Genomic DNA, 16341 nt, shown 5'->3' with positions numbered 1-16341 from the left:
TATCAGTCGATGTCAAACTTGACGCCCTGCGCAAGCGGCAGGGTGCGGCCATAGTTCACGGTGTTGGTGGCGCGGCGCATATAGGCGCGCCATGCATCGGAGCCTGATTCGCGGCCGCCGCCGGTTTCCTTTTCGCCGCCGAAAGCGCCACCGATTTCAGCGCCCGAAGGACCAATATTCACATTGGCAATGCCGCAATCGGAACCGCGTGCCGATACGAAGGCTTCGGCTTCCCTTATGTCGTTGGTGAAGATCGACGAGGACAGGCCCTGTGGCACATCGTTATGCAGCGCAATCGCTTCGTCGAAGTCCTGATACCGGATGACGTAGAGGATCGGCGCGAAGGTTTCGTCTCTGACCGGGCCCGTCTGATCAGGCATTTCGACGATGGCCGGACGCACGTAATAGGCATCAGCCGCTTCGCCATCCAGCACGCGCTCACCGCCAACCACCGTGCCGCCGGCGGCCTTGGCTGCCTCAAGTGCCGCCTGCATCTTGTCGAAGGCTGCTTGATCAATTAGCGGGCCGACGAGATTGCCGTCTTGCAGCGGGGAGCCGATTGTGACCGACTGGTAGGCCTTGGCAAGGCGCGGAACGAGCGCATCATAGACGCTGTCATGGACGAAAAGGCGGCGCAGCGTCGTGCAGCGCTGTCCGGCTGTGCCCATGGCAGAGAAGGCGACACCGCGCAGGGTCAGATCGAGATCGGCCGTCGCGGTGACGATCGCGGCGTTGTTGCCGCCGAGTTCGAGAATGGAGCGGGCAAAGCGCTGCGCCAGCCGCGGACCGACTTCGCGTCCCATGCGGGTCGAGCCTGTCGCAGAAACCAGCGGTACCTTGTCGTGATCGACGAGGATTTCGCCGATGTCGCGGCCGCCGATCAGCAGGGTCGATAGGTTTTGGGGGGCTTTTCCACCGTCGGCGACATAGCGCGACAGTGCCTTTTCGAAGATCGCCTGGGTGGCGAGTGCGGTGAGCGGGGTCTTTTCCGAAGGCTTCCAGATGGTGGAATTGCCGCAGACGAGGGCAAGCGCTGCATTCCACGACCAGACGGCGACGGGGAAGTTGAAGGCGGAGATGATGCCGACGGGGCCAAGCGGATGCCAGGTTTCCATCATCCGGTGCTCGGAACGCTCGGTTGCGATCGTCAGGCCGTAGAGCTGGCGCGACAGGCCAACTGCGAAATCGCAGATGTCGATCATTTCCTGGACTTCGCCGAGACCTTCGGATGTGACCTTGCCGACTTCGATCGACACCAGGCGACCGAGTGACGTCTTGGCGGCACGCAGTTCCTCGCCGAGGAGACGGATCAGTTCGCCACGCTTGGGCGCCGGCACAAGGCGCCATTCGAGGAATGCCTGATGCGCTGCGTCGATCGCCTTCCTGGCATCGTCCGCTGTCACTTCCGGCAGCTTGCCGATTTCCGTGCCTGTGATCGGCGAGCGGACGGTGAGTGTCCCGCCCTTGTACTGGTCGGCTGTGACGCCGAGATCAGCAAAGATCTTGTCCACTTCGGCGACGAGGTCGAGTTTGGCGAGCGTCATGTCGGTCTCCGGATATCGAAATTTGGGGTCAATCTACAAATCGGCGCCGGTTTGACAACAGGTGCGCCGATATTCGTTCTGGGTCAGAAGCGTTCGCCCGTGAAATGAGCGATCTGAGCGCCGGCCTCGTAATAGGCTTCCTTGATGGTGCGAAAGCCTGGTTCAATGACCGTGGTCAGCGGCAGCGGCAGGTCTTCCTCGGTGATCTCGCCAAGGATATGGCGGGCAAGAACCTTACCGAAATTGGTGCCCGGCGAGATGCCGCGACCGTTATAGCCGGAAAAGCCGATGACGTTGCGGCCGAATTTGTGGAAGCGCGGCAGGGCGTTGTCGGTCATGCCGATCTTGCCATACCATTCGGCCTCGAATTCCACGTCGCCGAGCTGCGGAAACAGCCGCTTCAGCGACCGCCGCGCCCAGGATTTGTGGATGTCGAGGCCTGTTCCGCGCAATGCGCCGACGGACCCGAAGACGAGGCGGCCGGCTTGGTCCATCCGGAAGGAGGACAGGACTTCCTTCGTATCCCAGCAGCCTTCGCAATTGGGCAGAACCGATCCGCGCAGGTTGGCGGACAGCGGCTTTGTTGCCAGGTTGAAATAGGGCAGGTGCACCTGTTCGCGCCGTATCTGCGCCCACGGGCCGGTGCTGTAGGCGTCGGTCGATACGATGATCCAGTGGGCGTGAACTTCGCCGCCAGCAGTCTTGACGATCTTGTTGCCATCGGCCTCGGACGTTTCGATGACGGCGCTGCCCGTGTGGATTTTCGCCCCGGCCCTGATGGCCGCATGGGCAAGGCCCCGGGCATAGGCGAGCGGCTGGAGCGTGCCGGCGCGCATGTCGAGGAGCGCGCCTGAATAGGCGCTTGTGCCGATCCGGCGTTCGGTCTCTGCGGCATCCAGCATGGTGACCGGGGCACCGCGCTTTTGCCACTGGCGCGCGCGCTCCTCCAGTTCCCGCAGTCCCTTGTCACCAACAGCGCAGTGAAGCGTGCCGTTGGTTTCGAGCTCGCAGGCGATGGCGTGCTTCTCGATCAGTTCGCGGACGAGGTAGGGGCCGTTGCCGAGCAGGTCGAGCGCCCGCTCGCCGTAGAGATCGCCGAGTTCTTTCGGAAAATCGTCGGGCATGACCCACATGCCGGCATTAATCAGCCCGACATTGCGGCCGGCACCGCCAAAGCCGATCTCGGCGGCCTCGAGGAGAACCACGTCGACACCGCGTTCCGCCAGATGCAAGGCCGCGGAGAGACCGGTGTAACCGCCGCCGACGATCACCACGTCCGACGACGTTGATCCCCTCAGAGGAAGAGTGGAAGGAGCCGCTGGAGCAGTTCTTTCCCAGAGGCCGTGGGAGCGCTGGTCGTCGAGCATCGAAAGTTCCCGAACTTTATGTTTTGCAGACTTTACAGAACCGGTTTCGCGATGAATATCGACATAATCTCAACAGGTCATTCGCGGGAGGAATGACAATGCTCCCGCCAAGACGGTTTCTGCCATCATTTTCGCTTCTTGCCGCCTTCGAGGCGGCTGCTCGCAGTGGCAGCGTCACCGCGGCGGCAAACGAACTCGGCCTGACGCAGAGCGCCGTCAGCCGCCAGATCTCCGCGCTGGAGAAACAACTGGGCGTGGCGCTGTTCCTGCGCGAGCGGCAAACGATTCGGCTGACGCTTGCCGGCGACGCCTATGCGCGCGAGGTGCGTGAAGCGCTGCGGCGGATTTCCAATGCATCGCTGAACCTTCGGGCCAATCCGTCCGGTGGAACCCTCAATCTCGGCATCCTGCCGTTTTTTGGAGCGCGCTGGCTCACTCCAAGGATCGGCAGGTTTCTCGATCTTCACCCAGGCGTCGTCGTCAACCTGACCACCCGGCTGGAGCCGTTCGACTTCCGGTTCGATACGCTGGATGCGGCGATCCATTTCGGCTCGGCGCGCTGGCCGGGTGCTGCCCTGACATTCCTGATGGACGAGGATGTGATCCCGGCCTGCAGCCCGGATTTCCTAAGGAAGCACGCCATTCGGGCACCCGGTGATCTGGTGCATGCGCCGCTGCTTCACCTCAACAGCCGGCCGGATGCCTGGGAGACGTGGTTCCGCACAGCGGCAACCGAGTTCGACGCACTGCATGGCATGTTGTTTGATCAGTTCGCGACCATGGTCGAGGCGGCCGTGGCGGGCCTTGGCACGGCGCTGCTTCCGCGCTTTCTGATCGAGCGCGAACTGCAACAGGGGCTGCTGGTGGAGGCGGTTGCCGGGGGATCGATGGGGACGGGACAATATTATCTCGCCTATCCACCCGACCGCGCAACCTACCCGCCGCTTGCCGTCTTTCGCGACTGGATCTCGCGGGAGATCGAAGCGGATGGCGACCGGTCACTTGCGATCATGGGCGCTATCGGCCAATAGTCCGTGAGACTTGTTATTGTTTTGACCGACCGACGGGAAGACCCTGATGAAACCGATATTCGTCCAGCTTCGCTGCAAGCCCGGCAAGACCTACGAGGTCGCCGATGCGATCTACAAGACCGAGCTGGCTTCCGAACTCTATTCCACCAGCGGTGACTGGGACCTGCTTCTAAAAGTCTATATCAGCGGCGACGATGAAATCGGCCGCTTCGTCAACGAGAAGATCGCCTCCATTCCAGGTATAGAGCGGTCGCTGACGACGATGACGTTCACGGCGTTCTGATCCGTGATGCCTTACATAGAAAAGCCGCCTCAAGGGCGGCTTTTCTGTCTCGACGATCAGGTTTGATCAGGCAAGCGCCGTCGGTGCCTGGGCGCGTGCACGCACCAGGTCACGGATGGCCAGTTTCACTTCGTCGGGCGAATTGAAACGCTGCTCATCGAGATCGATGACGTGAAACTTCACGGCAATGAATTTCAACCGGTCTTCATCCGGGATAACGATACCGACGGGCTCGCCGCCGAATTCTATAACTTGCTTTTGCATGGCATGCTCCCGCGTTTGCTGCCTAAAGCGCAGCACTGGCGAATGGATTTTCAGGAACGAAAGAACTGAAAGGTCTACATTCGACAGCACGGAAGGGAGCTACGCTCCGTGCCTAGCATCTTATACGCGAACCGACCGTAGGCGGCGACGTAAGCAGGTTTAATCATGTCACTCTCCCTCATGGCGTTGCGTAAAATGCCGACGGATAACGTCCGTCGATCGAAAGTGGACTTTAGGTGACTCGCAGAATGCGATCAACGAAAATCCTTTTAAAGGAAATATTTTTCTGTCTGATGACAGTATCGCGGCGGAAATGTGAAATTTCATTCGCGATGGCCTGTCCTTCGACAAGCCAGGAAATAGGTGCGGGCCTCGTCTGCGACAAGATGAGACCGGCTAAAGTTATTGTGACACGTTGTTATCCGGCGCTGCGCCGACCGTCGGTAAACCGACAGTCGGATCAAAGCATTAGATGACTCGGATGGATTACCCCATACGCTCGGAGGCGTAGGAGCCGGGGCTCGGCGGGAAGACCACCGTGCGATTGCCGTTGATGAAGGTGCGGTGGTGGATATGCGCATGGATCGCGCGGGCCAGAACCTGGCTTTCCACATCACGGCCAAGCGAGACATAATCGTCGGGCGATTGCGCGTGGGTAATGCGCACCGTGTCCTGCTCGATGATCGGGCCTTCGTCGAGATCGGCGGTGACGTAATGGGCTGTCGCCCCAATCAGCTTCACGCCGCGCTGATAGGCCTGCTTGTAAGGGTTTGCACCCTTGAAGCTCGGTAGGAAGGAGTGGTGGATGTTGATGATCTTGCCCGACATTTTCTGGCACAGCTGGTCCGACAGGACCTGCATGTAGCGTGCGAGCACCACCAGTTCGGCCCCGCTTGCCTCGACGACATCAAGCAACTGGGCCTCGGCCTGCGGCTTGTTTTCCTTCGTCACCTTGATGTGGTGGAAGGGGATATCGTTGTTGACCACCTGCTTCTGGTATTCGAAGTGATTGGAGACGACGCCGACGATATCGATCGGCAGCGCGCCGATCTTCCAGCGGTAGAGAAGATCGTTGAGGCAATGGCCAAAGCGCGACACCATCAGAAGCACCTTCATGCGCTCCTCGGTATCGAAGATGTCCCATTCCATCTCGAACTTTTCGGCGATCGGCTTGAGGCCTTCGGCAATTGCCGGGCGACCGACGCCTTCTTCGGAAATGAACGAGACGCGCATGAAGAACCGGCCGGTATCCAGATCGTCGAACTGCGAGCTGTCGATGATGTTGCAGCCCTGTTCCGCCAGAAAGCCGGAAAGCGCAGCAACAATGCCGCGAGTAGAACGGCAGGTGACGGTCAGTACATAGCTCTTCATCGATAACTCCTTGGTCTGCACTTGGCGGAGATCCTTGTAGACATAACCACGCCGGCGGACCATATCCGAAGGCGCAGGAAAGAACAGAAATACGGAGGCGTTTTTCCGTTCCGGCTCAAAGCAATGGAACGTTCCACCCTTACAAACGGCAGCTTAGGCAAGGACGTCAAAAATTCCGGTCCTTTTGCGCCTTTCACGCGTTGATCACCGTCGCGGTGCTTGGTCCGCCGCGCATTTGTCATTCAATATTTTCGAATATTTATTTCGTCGGATTTTGTAAGATACGGGAGGAATGCTGGTGGCTAGATATGCGGGGCGGTCTCAGGGTAAGGCCTGGTTGGGTAGAAACCTCAGAAGCATTGCCTTGAGGGGAATCGCCTTGATCGGTGCGGCCAGTCTCGCGACGCAGCCGGTTTCCGCTGCCACGACCTGTATGCGGGGCATCAATCTCGCCGGTGCCGAATTCGGCAAGGTTGGCGATGCCTACGGTAAAGGCTACACTTACCCTTCAGCCGAAACGATCCGCTATTTTGCAAGCAAGGGCTTCACGGCCGTTCGGCTGCCATTTCTATGGGAAAGGTTGCAGCCCAAGCTCTATGCGTCGTTCGATCGGGCTGAGGCCAAGCGGCTTGCGGCTACTGTCGAGCTCGTACGCAAAGCCGGGATGGTCGTTATTCTCGATCCTCACAACTACGCTCGCTACAAGGGTGATCTGATCGGGACGGACAACGTTCCGCAAAGCGCGTTCGCCGACTTTTGGCGCAGGCTTTCGGTACGGTTTGGCACAGAGGCAGACATAGCGTTCGGTCTGATGAACGAACCGCATGGTATTGCAGCCGAAGACTGGGTGTCCGCCGCCAACGGTGCGATCGCAGCCATCCGGCAGGCCGGGTCCGCCAGTCTGATCCTTGTTCCCGGCACGGCCTGGACCGGCGCCCATAGCTGGTCTGCCGGCGATTACGGCACCACCAACGCTGCCGCGATGTCGGCGATCGTCGACCCGCAGAACAATTACGTTTTCGAGGTGCACCAGTATCTTGACCAGGATTTCTCCGGCAAGAATGACGAATGCTCGCGTGCCGCCGATGCGGTCAAGGCGCTCTCCGACGTCGGCACCTGGTTGAAGCAGAACAACCGGCGTGGCCTGCTGGGTGAGTTTGCCGTTCCGCGCCAGCCGGAATGCCAGTCGGCATTGGTCGATATGGTCAAGGTCGTCGAGAGCAACCCGGATGCGTGGCTGGGCTGGGCCTATTGGGCAGCCGGTGACTGGTGGCCGGAAGACGAGATCCTCAACATCCAGCCGGTTCGCACGGTCGACAAGCCGCAGATGGCAACGCTTTTGAAAGCGATGTCGGAAAATGCTTCCTGCGGGCGGTAAGCCGTCAATATTTCACGTGAATCACAGAACGCGGACGCAATTCACGTCGGTGGATAGGTGTGTTCGTTGCCGCGAAAATCGCTGACGGAGTAGCAGCCGCCTTCAGGGCGCGCAGCGCTTTCGCCGATGACCGCCTTGCCGTGGCCGCCTGGAATATCAAGCACGTAAGTCGGCTGGCAAAGTCCGGAAATGGTGCCGCGCAGAGCCGAAACGATTCGCTGGCCCTCGGCGATATCGATCCGGAAATGGCCTGTGCCTGGCGCCAGGTCCGGATGGTGCAGGTAATAGGGTTTGATGCGCGTTTCGACGAAAGCCTTCATCAGGTCGCCGAGCACTTTCGGATCGTCGTTGATGCCTTTGAGCAGGACCGTCTGGCTGACCATCGCAAAGCCGGCGTCAACCAGCCTTGCGCAGGCAGCCCGCGCGTCCTCAGTCATTTCGCGGGGATGGTTGGCGTGGAGCGCCACATAGATTGTCTTGCCGCTTTCCTTCAGCGCCGCAATCATCGGCGCATCCACCCGCTCGGGCTCGACCGCCGGCACGCGCGTATGAAAGCGCACGATTTTAACATGCTCGATTTCAGCCAATCCAACCATGATCACGGAAAGCCGGCGCGGAGACAGGACAAGCGGATCGCCGCCGGTCAGGATGACTTCCCAAATTTCCTCATGAGTGCGGATGTAGTCGAGCGCGGCCGTTAGTTCGTCCGGCGAAAGCGTTCCATCCCCCTGCGGTCCAACCATTTCACGGCGAAAGCAGAAACGGCAATAAACAGGACAGATGTGCACGGCCTTCAGAAGGACGCGGTCCGGGTAGCGGTGGACGATGCCTTTGACCGGGCTATGCGCCGCGTCGCCGATTGGGTCGGCCCGCTCGTCCGGCGTGCTGACAAGCTCGGCCGCGTCGGGCACGAACTGTCGCGCAATCGGATCGGCGTCATCGGTTGGGTCGATCAGCGAAACGACCGTCGGCGTCAGCGCGATCGCGTAACTGCCGGCGACGGCACGGATGCCGTCGAGACGGTCTTGCGCAATCAGACCTGCATCGGCCAGTTCCTCGGGCGTTTTCAAGGTACGCGCCACGCTCACGGCAGAACCTCGGCGACGGGCGCCCACAGGACCTGGTCGATGCGGGTGGCGCCGGTTGCGAGCATCGCCAAGCGATCAAAGCCCAGTGCTGCGCCGCTCGCCTGCGGCATGATCGAAAGCGCTGACAAAAAATCCTCGTCGATCGGATAGGTCTCGCCGTAGATGCGCGCTTTCTCCGCCATGTCGTGCTCGAACCGGCGGCGCTGTTCGGCCGCATCAGTCAGTTCGCCGAAAGCGTTCGCCAGTTCCACGCCGCATGCGTAGAGCTCGAAGCGTTCGGCAACGCGGGGATCGCGGGCCGAGGGTCGGGCAAGGGCCGCTTCGGAGATCGGATATTCGCAGAGGATCGTCGCGCGGCCCTGACCGAGATGCGGTTCGATCTTTTCGACGAGAACCTTGCTGAACAGATCCGCCCAGGTATCGTCCTCCGAAACCCGAAGGCCGGTGCGGGTCAGTTCAGCGGCCAGCGCTTCGCGATCTGTCGTGCCATCGGTTTCGACGGAGGAAAGCAGATCGATCCCGGCGTAGCGGAGGAAGGCTTCCGCCAGCGTCACGATTTCAGGTTCGGCAAAGGGGTCGGTTTGCATGCCGCGAAACGCGAACCGTTTCGTTCCCGTGGTCTCGGCGGCGAGTTTCAGCATGTTGGCGCAATCGGCCATCAGCTGCTCGTAGGTTTCGTCAACCCGGTACCATTCCAGCATGGTGAATTCCGGGTGGTGCAGCGGTCCGCGCTCCCGGTTGCGATAGACATGCGCGAAGGTGAATATGCGCTTCTCGCCGGCCGCAAGCAGCTTCTTTGCAGCAAATTCCGGCGAAGTGTGCAGGTAGAGTGGCGTTGCGCGGCCGTCGATCGTCAGCGCTTGCGTCGCGAAAGCATGAAGGTGGGTTTCGTTGCCGGGCGATACCTGCAAGGTCGCTGTGTCGACCTCGATAAAATCCGCTTTGCCGAAGAAACCCCGCAGCGCCGTTTGAAGCGCGTTGCGGCCCATCAGGAAAGGACGCCGGTCGGCGTGACTTTCCGGTGTCCACCACGGGGCAGATCGGGCTTCGGAGTGAAACAGGCTCATTTCGGCTTTCTTCGCGGGTTCTTGCCCGCAAGGCTTCCACTTTGCGCGTTTTTGCGGTAGTTGCCCGGAAAACAGATCATCCGTCCTTCAGGCCGGTTATCGTCCGGTCCTCTACGACGCATTCCCGGCAGTTACAAGCCGGCACGCCAACAAGGAATTCAAATGGTCAAGGTCATCGCATCTTCCGTCCGCAAGGGTAACGTCATCGACGTCGACGGCAAGCTCTATGTGGTTCTCACCGCCGAGAACTTCCACCCCGGCAAGGGCACTCCGGTGACCCAGGTCAACATGCGTCGCATCGTTGACGGCGTGAAGGTGTCGGAACGCTGGCGCACCACGGAACAGGTCGAGCGCGCCTTCGTCGAAGACGTCAACTTCCAGTTCCTCTATGAAGACGGCGAAGGCTTCCACTTCATGAACCCGGAAAACTACGATCAGATCGTCGTGGACGTGGATACGATGGGCGACCAGAAGGCGTATCTGCAGGAAGGCATGACCTGCGTCCTGTCTATGCATGAAGGCATCGCGCTCGCGCTGCAGCTGCCGCGTCACGTCACGCTTGAGATCGTCGAGACAGAGCCGGTCACGAAGGGACAGACAGCATCGTCCTCCTACAAGCCGGCGATCCTGTCGAACGGCATCCGCACGGCCGTTCCGCCGCATGTTGATACCGGCACCCGCGTCGTCATTGCCACGGAAGACAATTCCTACGTCGAGCGCGCCAAGAACTGATCGAAGCATCAGGCTTCATTCGAGCATAAAAAAAACCTCCGAGCCGCAGGCTTCGGAGGTTTTTTGTTGTCTGGCGATCCCGCGAGAAGAAAAGGGCCGGCGAACCGGCCGGTCCATCCTGTTTCGCTGTTTAGTTTTTCAGAACCAGCTTGGCAGAGGCCACCTGCGCCGTCGGTGATCCGAAGGCATAACCGCCACCGAGTGCGACGTTGAGCGAGACATAGTCCTGCGCCATCTGCTGTACGGCCTGGGCCAGGCTTGCCTGGGCGGTGGAGACTTCGCGCTGTGCGTCGAGAACGTCGAGCAGCGAGGAGGCGCCATCACGATAGCTTGCGGTTGCGAGCTGCAGAGCTTCCTCGTAGGATTTCACGGTCGCACGGAGCGCTGCCACGGTGCGGCCATCGCGGGCAACGGCGGCAAGCGCGTTCTCGACTTCCTCAACGGCATCGAGAACCGTCTGCTTCCAGGACAGATAGGCTTCGCGGGCTGACGATTCGGACGACTTGACGTTGGCACGCAGGGCGCCGCCGTCGAAGATCGGAAGAGACAAGGCCGGACCGAAGGACCAGGACAGGATGCCACTTTCGCCGCTTCCGGCAACGCGGGTGTAGGATGGCGAAATGGAGCCACCGAGCGTAATCGCCGGATAGAGCTGTGCTTCGGCAACGCCGATCTGCGCAACGGCTGCGGCAAGCTGCCGTTCGGACGCACGGATGTCAGGTCGATTGCGGATCAGGTCGGCGGGAATGCCGGTCTTGGTGCTGTAGCGGGCGACCGGCTGGCGGGCACCGCGCTGCAGTTCAGGAAGCAGTGTGGACGCCGGCATGCCGAGAAGCGTCGCGATGCGATGCGCCGCGGTGCGATACTGGGTCTCGAGACCTGGCAGCTCTGACAGTGTCGAGTTCACAAGACCTTCGGCCTGAACAACATCCAGTCTGGAGGCAGCACCGGCTTCCAGCTGAAGCTTGGTGAGATCAAGCGTTTCACGGCGAGAACCGAGGTTCTTTTTGGTGATCGCGATACGCTCCTGATAGTAGCGAACATCGATATAGGCTGCGGCAACCTGCGAAAGCAGGCTCAGGCGCGCAACGTCGACGCTTGCATAGGCGGCGTCGAGACTGGCAAGAGCCGATTCCTTGCTGCGGCGGTAAAGGCCGAACAGATCCAGGAACCAGGACGCGCTGGCTCCACCGACGGCGGATGATTGCGGAGCGGTCGATGTTGGACCGAGCCGCCCGCCGATGTCCTTCGTGCCGCTACGCTCGCCCTGCGCATCGATATCGAGCGACGGAAGACCGCCGGCGCCGGCACTGACGACGGACGCCTGGGCCTGGTTGATGCGTTCCAGGGCCTGAAGAACGCTGAGGTTCTGCGACAGGCCCGTCTGCATGTAGCCGTTCAGGCGCGTGTCGGAAAACGCCGTCCACCAAGCCTTCATGGAAACGTCGCCATTGCTCGTCTGCGCACCCTCGGCAAACTTCGAAGGAAGGGACACTTCCGGCGCCTGATGGTTCGGTCCGACCACGCAGCCGGAAAGGAGGAGCATGACGAGAGGGGCGGCTACGCGAATGGATGTCATATCTTTGTCCCGAAACGCTTAAGAATGGGGCCCCGCGAACAGCGGAGCAAATCACTGCACAGCCTCCCGCTCAGACGAGCGGCGATTCGATGCTGGCAATCCGTTAACAGATTCACACTGTCTTCACTTGTTTTTCACGCTTTGATAACCGGCGCACAACAACAAAGAAGGACGGAACGAAGAAAATTCCGAGCAGTGTTGCAGAAAGCATACCACCCAGCACGCCGATGCCGATGGCGTTTTGAGCGGCAGAGCCGGCGCCCGTTGCGATCGCAAGTGGTACCACGCCGAGAATGAATGCAAGCGACGTCATGATGATCGGACGGAGGCGCAATCTTGCGGCCTCAAGGGTCGCTTCGAGCACGCCCATACCTGTCTCCTGACGATCCTTGGCGAATTCGACGATCAGGATGGCGTTCTTCGCCGCCAATCCGATCGTCGTCAAAAGACCGACCTTGAAATAGACGTCGTTCGACTGGCCAAGGAGATAGGCTGCAGCCAATGCGCCAAGGACACCGATCGGAACCGCGAGAATGACCGAGAACGGAATCGACCAGCTTTCATAAAGTGCCGCAAGGCAGAGGAATACGATCAGAACGGACAGGCCGTAAAGCATGGGAGCCTGGGAGCCAGACAGCCGTTCCTGATAGGAGATGCCCTGCCAGGCCACTGAGTAGCCACCCGGCAATGCCGCAGTCAGCTTCTCCATCTCGTCCATGGACTGACCGGTGCTGACGCCGGCGCCGGTCGCGCCGTCAAGCGATATGGCACTGACGCCGTTGAACCGCGCAAGCTGCGGCGTGCCCGTGTTCCACTGGACGGTGCTGAAGGACGAAAACGGGACCATCTCGCCGCCGGTGTTGCGCGCAAACCAGTATTTGAGGTCTTCCGGCTGCATGCGGTAAGGCGCATCACCCTGCACATAGACGGGCTTCAGCTTGTTCTCGAGCGTGAAGTCATTGACGTCGCGACCGGCAAAGATGGTCGTCAGCATCGAATTGACCGAAGCGAGGTCGACACCCATCGCACCCAGCTTCTCCTGGTCGAGAAGGATCTGCAGCTGCGTTTCGGTTCTCTGAGAGTTGCTGCGCAGCGAGCCGATATTGCGGTTGCTGCCCGCGATCTGCATCAGCTGCTGCGATGCGCTCGTCAAAGCGGGATTGCCGTTGTTGCCGCTGTCGACAAGGTACATCGAAAAGCCGCTGGAATTGCCGAGGCCCTGGATTGCTGGTGGCAGAAGCGCAAACACCTGCGCGTCACGCAGTCCGAAGAAATGGCGCTGAGCCCGCTGCACAACGGCGGCCGCTTCCTGCTGCGGCTCGGTGCGAACGTCGAAATCCTTGAGCTTGGCAAAGATCATCGCATTGTTCTGGCCGGTGCCGTTGAAGCTGAAGCCCATCGCACCGAACACCGAAGCGACACTGTCCTTCTCGTCGTTGAGGAAGAAGGACTCGATCTGCTTGACCACTTCCTCGGTTCTGGCGGTCGTCGAACCGTTCGGAGTCTGGACGAGCACCATCAGAACGCCCTGGTCTTCTTGAGGAAGGAAGGAGCTGGGGAGCCTTGAAAACAACAGACCGCAACCGCCGACAATCAGTGCGAAAAGAAGCATGACGCGCAGCGGCCGCTTCAGAAGATACCCGATCGATCCGACATAGCCGTTTGTCGTCTTGTCGAAGCCGCGGTTGAACCAGGCGCCGATACCCTTGTTCTTCTTCTCGTGATTGACCGGCTTCAGGATCGTCGCGCAGAGCGCCGGCGTCAGCACGATCGCAACCACGGCCGAAAGCAGCATCGCGGAAACGATCGTGATCGAGAACTGGCGATAGATGATGCCCGTCGACCCACCGAAGAAGGCCATCGGAATAAACACGGCCGTCAGAACCAGCGCGATGCCGATGATGGCACCGGTAATTTCGTGCATGGACTTTTCGGTCGCCTCGAGCGGAGACAAACCTTCCTCGTCCATGATGCGCTCGACGTTTTCGACGACGACGATCGCGTCATCCACGAGAAGGCCGATCGCCAGCACCATGGCGAACATGGTGAGAGTGTTGATCGAATAGCCCGTCAGCGCCAGGATGCCGAAGGTCCCGAGCAGCACCACCGGAACGGCGACCATGGGGATCAGCGTTGCCCGCAGGTTCTGAAGGAAGACCAGAAGCACCACGAACACCAGAACGATCGCTTCGATCAGCGTGTGAATGACCTTTTCGATCGACAGCTCGACGAACGGCGTCGTGTCGTAGGGATAGGTGATGCTGACATTTTCGGGAAGCGTCGGCTCGACCCGGTTGAGGGCGGTTTTTACCCTTTCGGCGGTATCAAGCGCATTGGCGCCTGTCGCAAGGTTGACCGCAAAGCCCGCCGCCGGCTTGCCGTTAAAGCGGGAGCTGCCTCCGTAGCTTTCCTGGCCGATCTCGACACGGCCAATATCCGATATCCTAACCGTGGCGCCGTCCTGTCCGACTTTGAGGATGATCCGTTCAAAGTCGTCGACGGTGGTCAGCTGGCTCTGGGCTGTCATGGTGACGGTCAGCTGCTGACCTTCCGACACGGGCTGCGCCCCGAGCGAACCAACGGACACCTGGGTATTCTGCGCTTCGATCGCGGATGTGACGTCGGCCGACGTCAACTGGTATTTCTGCAGCTTGAAGGGATCGAGCCAGACGCGCATTGCATAGCCTGAGCCGAAGATATTGATGCTGCCGACGCCTTCCAGGCGCTTCACCTGATCTTCGATCTGGGTCGAGAACACGTCGCCGAGATCGACCGAACTGCGTTTGCCGTCCGACGACACGAGCGCGCCGACCATCAGGATACTGGAGGTGGAGCGCGAGACTTCGATGCCGGACTGCTGCACGACGTCAGGCAGCTGGGACTGTACCAGCTGCAACTTGTTCTGCACCTGAACCTGGGCGATATCAGGCATGATCGAGTTGCCGAATGTCAGCGTGACGGTCGCGCGTCCCGTTGACGACGACGAGTTCATGTAGGTGAGATCGTCGAGTCCGGTCATGCCGTCTTCGATGATCGTTGTGACCGATTTCTCGACGGTTTCGGCGCTGGCGCCGTTATAGCTGGCAGAAATGCGCACCGTGGTCGGGGCGATATCCGGATATTGCGAGATCGACAGCGTGGTGATGGCAAGCGCACCACCGAGCATGATCACGATCGCAATAACCCAGGCGAAGACGGGCCGCCGGATGAAGTAATGGGCCATTCACTTGTTCCTTGCCGTATTCGGGGCGGCGTTCTTCGCGTTGTTGCGGGATGCGGACCTCAACCTCTACGGCTTCGGCGCATCAACCTTCGGCTTCTCGACAGTAAATCCCTGCTCGTTGACCGTGACTTCGACGGGCTGGACGGCGGCGGCGTCGGCAATCCACTGGAACCCGTCGACGATCAGGCGATCGCCATCCGCGATGCCGTCGGTGACCAGCCAGTTGTTGCCGGATGTGGTGCTGACCGTGAAGGTCCGCGTTTCCACCTTGTTATCCGCGCCAACAAATTTCGCCGTCAGTTCGCCACGGGCATTGCGGGTCGCGGCACGCTGCGGGATCAGATAGCCGTTTTCGTTGCCAAGCGTCACCGTCGCACGCACATACATGCCGGGCAGAACGATATTGTCCGGGTTGGGGAACACGGCACGGATCTGAAACGTGCCGGTGGTTTCGCTGACAGCCATTTCCGACATGTCGAGCTTGCCGGCAGGTTCGTAAGCCTTGCCGTCCTCCAACCGCAATCGGATCTCGGCGTTGCGCGGATCGCCGGTGACCCGGCCGGACGCAAAGGCTGCACGAAGCTCCAGGAGATTGGTGCTGGAATCGATGAGATCGATATAGATCGGATCGAGCTTGCGCAGTGTCGACAGCGCGTCGGTCTGGTTGGCGGTGACGATATTGCCGAGGCTGACATTGGAGATGGTCGTGACGCCATCGAAGGGCGCCCTGATCTTGGTCAGGTCGAGATCGATCTCGGCCGATTGCAGAGCGGCCTGCGCCTGCGCCACATCGGCCTGGGCCTGCAGCAGGGTGACCTTCGCATTTTCATATTCGATCTGCGTCGCGCCGCTGTTGACCAGCCGCTCGTAGCGGGTGAGGTTTGCCTGCGCGGCCGGGATGCTGACCTCGGCCTTGGAAAGGCTCGCTCTCGCCTGCGCGACGGTTGCCTCGTAAAGATTGTCCTCGATCTGATAGAGGATGTCGCCCGCCTTGACTTCGCTTCCTTCCTTGAAGCTGATCTCACGAATGGCGCCGGTCACACGCGGCCTGATCTGGGTCGTCTGGAATGCAACGGCGCGGCCCGGCAAAATCGAGGTAATCGGCCGCTCGGCCTTTTGCATGACGACGACACTGACGGCCTGCGGCGGCTTCTGAGGTGCGCCGCCGGCTGGAGCGTTTGCGGTCTGCTGATCGGAATCGCTGCAGGAGGCGAGCAAGACCGTGAAAAGGAGGGGGAGAAGCAGTTTGCGACGGGTCATCGTTGGATCCAGGGCCGGTCGTTGCGCATTCCGAAGAACCGGATTTCCTCGGGAGGGACAGGTTAACCCACAAGAAGCGGGAGGAAGCATGGCAAGGGGCGGAACCGCCACAGCCCAGCCTCGAAGTGACGTAATTCACTTATCGTCACTTTGC

The 16341-nt window shown here is 60.3% G+C and carries 14 protein-coding genes (1 of these 14 running past the window's edge); 4 read left to right on the top strand and 10 right to left on the bottom strand.

The features are described 5' to 3' along the window. Positions 1–2 precede the first annotated feature (2 nt). Entirely contained in the window at positions 3–1544 is a 1542-nt protein-coding gene (gene amaB, locus ACQY1K_RS16520) for an L-piperidine-6-carboxylate dehydrogenase (RefSeq protein WP_430257887.1), read from the bottom strand. An 83-nt stretch (positions 1545–1627) separates the two neighbouring features. Further along, positions 1628–2911 (bottom strand): NAD(P)/FAD-dependent oxidoreductase, encoded by a 1284-nt coding sequence (locus tag ACQY1K_RS16515; RefSeq protein ID WP_430257886.1) that lies wholly within the window; start codon positions 2909–2911, stop codon positions 1628–1630. Positions 2912–3003: 92 nt separating this feature from the next. Here ACQY1K_RS16515 and ACQY1K_RS16510 point away from each other — a divergent pair, with 92 nt between their 5' ends. After that, entirely contained in the window at positions 3004–3942 is a 939-nt protein-coding gene (locus ACQY1K_RS16510) for a LysR family transcriptional regulator (protein WP_184655636.1), read from the top strand. 46 nt (positions 3943–3988) lie between these two features. Next, positions 3989–4225 carry an Lrp/AsnC ligand binding domain-containing protein gene (locus tag ACQY1K_RS16505; RefSeq protein ID WP_062463623.1) on the top strand — a complete coding sequence of 79 codons (237 nt, stop codon included), beginning with the start codon at positions 3989–3991 and terminating at the stop codon, positions 4223–4225. A 66-nt stretch (positions 4226–4291) separates the two neighbouring features. On the opposite strand, the gene ACQY1K_RS16500 is transcribed toward ACQY1K_RS16505, so the two are convergent. Together ACQY1K_RS16500 and purU are read right to left on the bottom strand one after the other, a co-directional pair. Next, a complete protein-coding gene (locus ACQY1K_RS16500; protein ID WP_062576904.1) occupies positions 4292–4489 on the bottom strand; it encodes a hypothetical protein in 198 nt (65 codons plus the stop codon). 486 nt (positions 4490–4975) lie between these two features. Next, complete coding sequence (gene purU, locus ACQY1K_RS16495) at positions 4976–5860, bottom strand: formyltetrahydrofolate deformylase (RefSeq protein WP_113112157.1); 885 nt, start codon at positions 5858–5860, stop codon at positions 4976–4978. Positions 5861–6224: 364 nt separating this feature from the next. On the opposite strand from purU, the gene ACQY1K_RS16490 reads away from it, so the two are divergent. Next, positions 6225–7238 carry a glycoside hydrolase family 5 protein gene (locus ACQY1K_RS16490; protein ID WP_244476271.1) on the top strand — a complete coding sequence of 338 codons (1014 nt, stop codon included), beginning with the start codon at positions 6225–6227 and terminating at the stop codon, positions 7236–7238. 41 nt (positions 7239–7279) lie between these two features. Here the strand turns inward: ACQY1K_RS16490 and ACQY1K_RS16485 are convergent, their stop codons facing one another. Together ACQY1K_RS16485 and epmA are read right to left on the bottom strand one after the other, a co-directional pair. Next, positions 7280–8326 (bottom strand): lysine-2,3-aminomutase-like protein, encoded by a 1047-nt coding sequence (locus ACQY1K_RS16485; protein WP_113112105.1) that lies wholly within the window; start codon positions 8324–8326, stop codon positions 7280–7282. Further along, positions 8323–9393 (bottom strand): EF-P lysine aminoacylase EpmA, encoded by a 1071-nt coding sequence (gene epmA / locus ACQY1K_RS16480; protein WP_062576899.1) that lies wholly within the window; start codon positions 9391–9393, stop codon positions 8323–8325. The genes ACQY1K_RS16485 and epmA overlap by 4 nt, the downstream gene beginning before the upstream one ends. Positions 9394–9555: 162 nt before the next feature. Between epmA and efp the strand changes: the two genes are divergently transcribed. Further along, positions 9556–10125: an elongation factor P gene (gene efp, locus ACQY1K_RS16475; RefSeq protein ID WP_062463637.1), complete on the top strand. Its 570-nt coding sequence runs from the start codon at positions 9556–9558 to the stop codon at positions 10123–10125. Between the two features lie 130 nt (positions 10126–10255). Here the strand turns inward: efp and ACQY1K_RS16470 are convergent, their stop codons facing one another. From ACQY1K_RS16470 to ACQY1K_RS16455, 4 genes are all read right to left on the bottom strand, one after another. Further along, on the bottom strand, positions 10256–11704 hold the full coding sequence (locus ACQY1K_RS16470) for an efflux transporter outer membrane subunit (RefSeq protein WP_062463641.1): 1449 nt from the start codon (positions 11702–11704) through the stop codon (positions 10256–10258). Between the two features lie 112 nt (positions 11705–11816). Further along, entirely contained in the window at positions 11817–14927 is a 3111-nt protein-coding gene (locus ACQY1K_RS16465) for an efflux RND transporter permease subunit (RefSeq protein WP_062463643.1), read from the bottom strand. A 66-nt stretch (positions 14928–14993) separates the two neighbouring features. Next, positions 14994–16187 (bottom strand): efflux RND transporter periplasmic adaptor subunit, encoded by a 1194-nt coding sequence (locus ACQY1K_RS16460; RefSeq protein ID WP_062463646.1) that lies wholly within the window; start codon positions 16185–16187, stop codon positions 14994–14996. A gap of 145 nt (positions 16188–16332) precedes the next feature. Beyond that, a protein-coding gene (locus ACQY1K_RS16455; protein WP_062463649.1) for a TetR/AcrR family transcriptional regulator crosses the window boundary here: on the bottom strand, positions 16333–16341 show its 3' end. It continues 594 nt past the right edge of the window; 9 of the gene's 603 nt are visible here — the last part of the coding sequence; the start codon falls outside the window, past its right edge; it ends in the stop codon at positions 16333–16335.

It is taken from the genome of Neorhizobium sp. IRS_2294 (genome assembly GCF_050500145.1).
GTDB classification, from domain to species: domain Bacteria; phylum Pseudomonadota; class Alphaproteobacteria; order Rhizobiales; family Rhizobiaceae; genus Neorhizobium; species Neorhizobium soli.
The sequence above is the reverse complement of the archived record's forward strand: the minus strand, read 5'-3'. Positions and strand labels throughout refer to the sequence as shown.

Excerpts from the sequence above, each read along its gene's own strand:
- epmA (WP_062576899.1), bottom strand. The coding sequence starts at position 9,393 with ATGAGCCTGTTTCACTCCGAAGCCCGATCTGCCCCGTGGTGGACACCG.
- purU (WP_113112157.1), bottom strand. The coding sequence starts at position 5,860 with ATGAAGAGCTATGTACTGACCGTCACCTGCCGTTCTACTCGCGGCATT.
- ACQY1K_RS16505 (WP_062463623.1), top strand. The coding sequence starts at position 3,989 with ATGAAACCGATATTCGTCCAGCTTCGCTGCAAGCCCGGCAAGACCTAC.
- amaB (WP_430257887.1), bottom strand. The coding sequence starts at position 1,544 with ATGACGCTCGCCAAACTCGACCTCGTCGCCGAAGTGGACAAGATCTTT.
- ACQY1K_RS16465 (WP_062463643.1), bottom strand. The coding sequence starts at position 14,927 with ATGGCCCATTACTTCATCCGGCGGCCCGTCTTCGCCTGGGTTATTGCG.
- ACQY1K_RS16510 (WP_184655636.1), top strand. The coding sequence starts at position 3,004 with ATGACAATGCTCCCGCCAAGACGGTTTCTGCCATCATTTTCGCTTCTT.
- efp (WP_062463637.1), top strand. The coding sequence starts at position 9,556 with ATGGTCAAGGTCATCGCATCTTCCGTCCGCAAGGGTAACGTCATCGAC.
- ACQY1K_RS16515 (WP_430257886.1), bottom strand. The coding sequence starts at position 2,911 with ATGCTCGACGACCAGCGCTCCCACGGCCTCTGGGAAAGAACTGCTCCA.
- ACQY1K_RS16470 (WP_062463641.1), bottom strand. The coding sequence starts at position 11,704 with ATGACATCCATTCGCGTAGCCGCCCCTCTCGTCATGCTCCTCCTTTCC.
- ACQY1K_RS16460 (WP_062463646.1), bottom strand. The coding sequence starts at position 16,187 with ATGACCCGTCGCAAACTGCTTCTCCCCCTCCTTTTCACGGTCTTGCTC.
- ACQY1K_RS16500 (WP_062576904.1), bottom strand. The coding sequence starts at position 4,489 with ATGCAAAAGCAAGTTATAGAATTCGGCGGCGAGCCCGTCGGTATCGTT.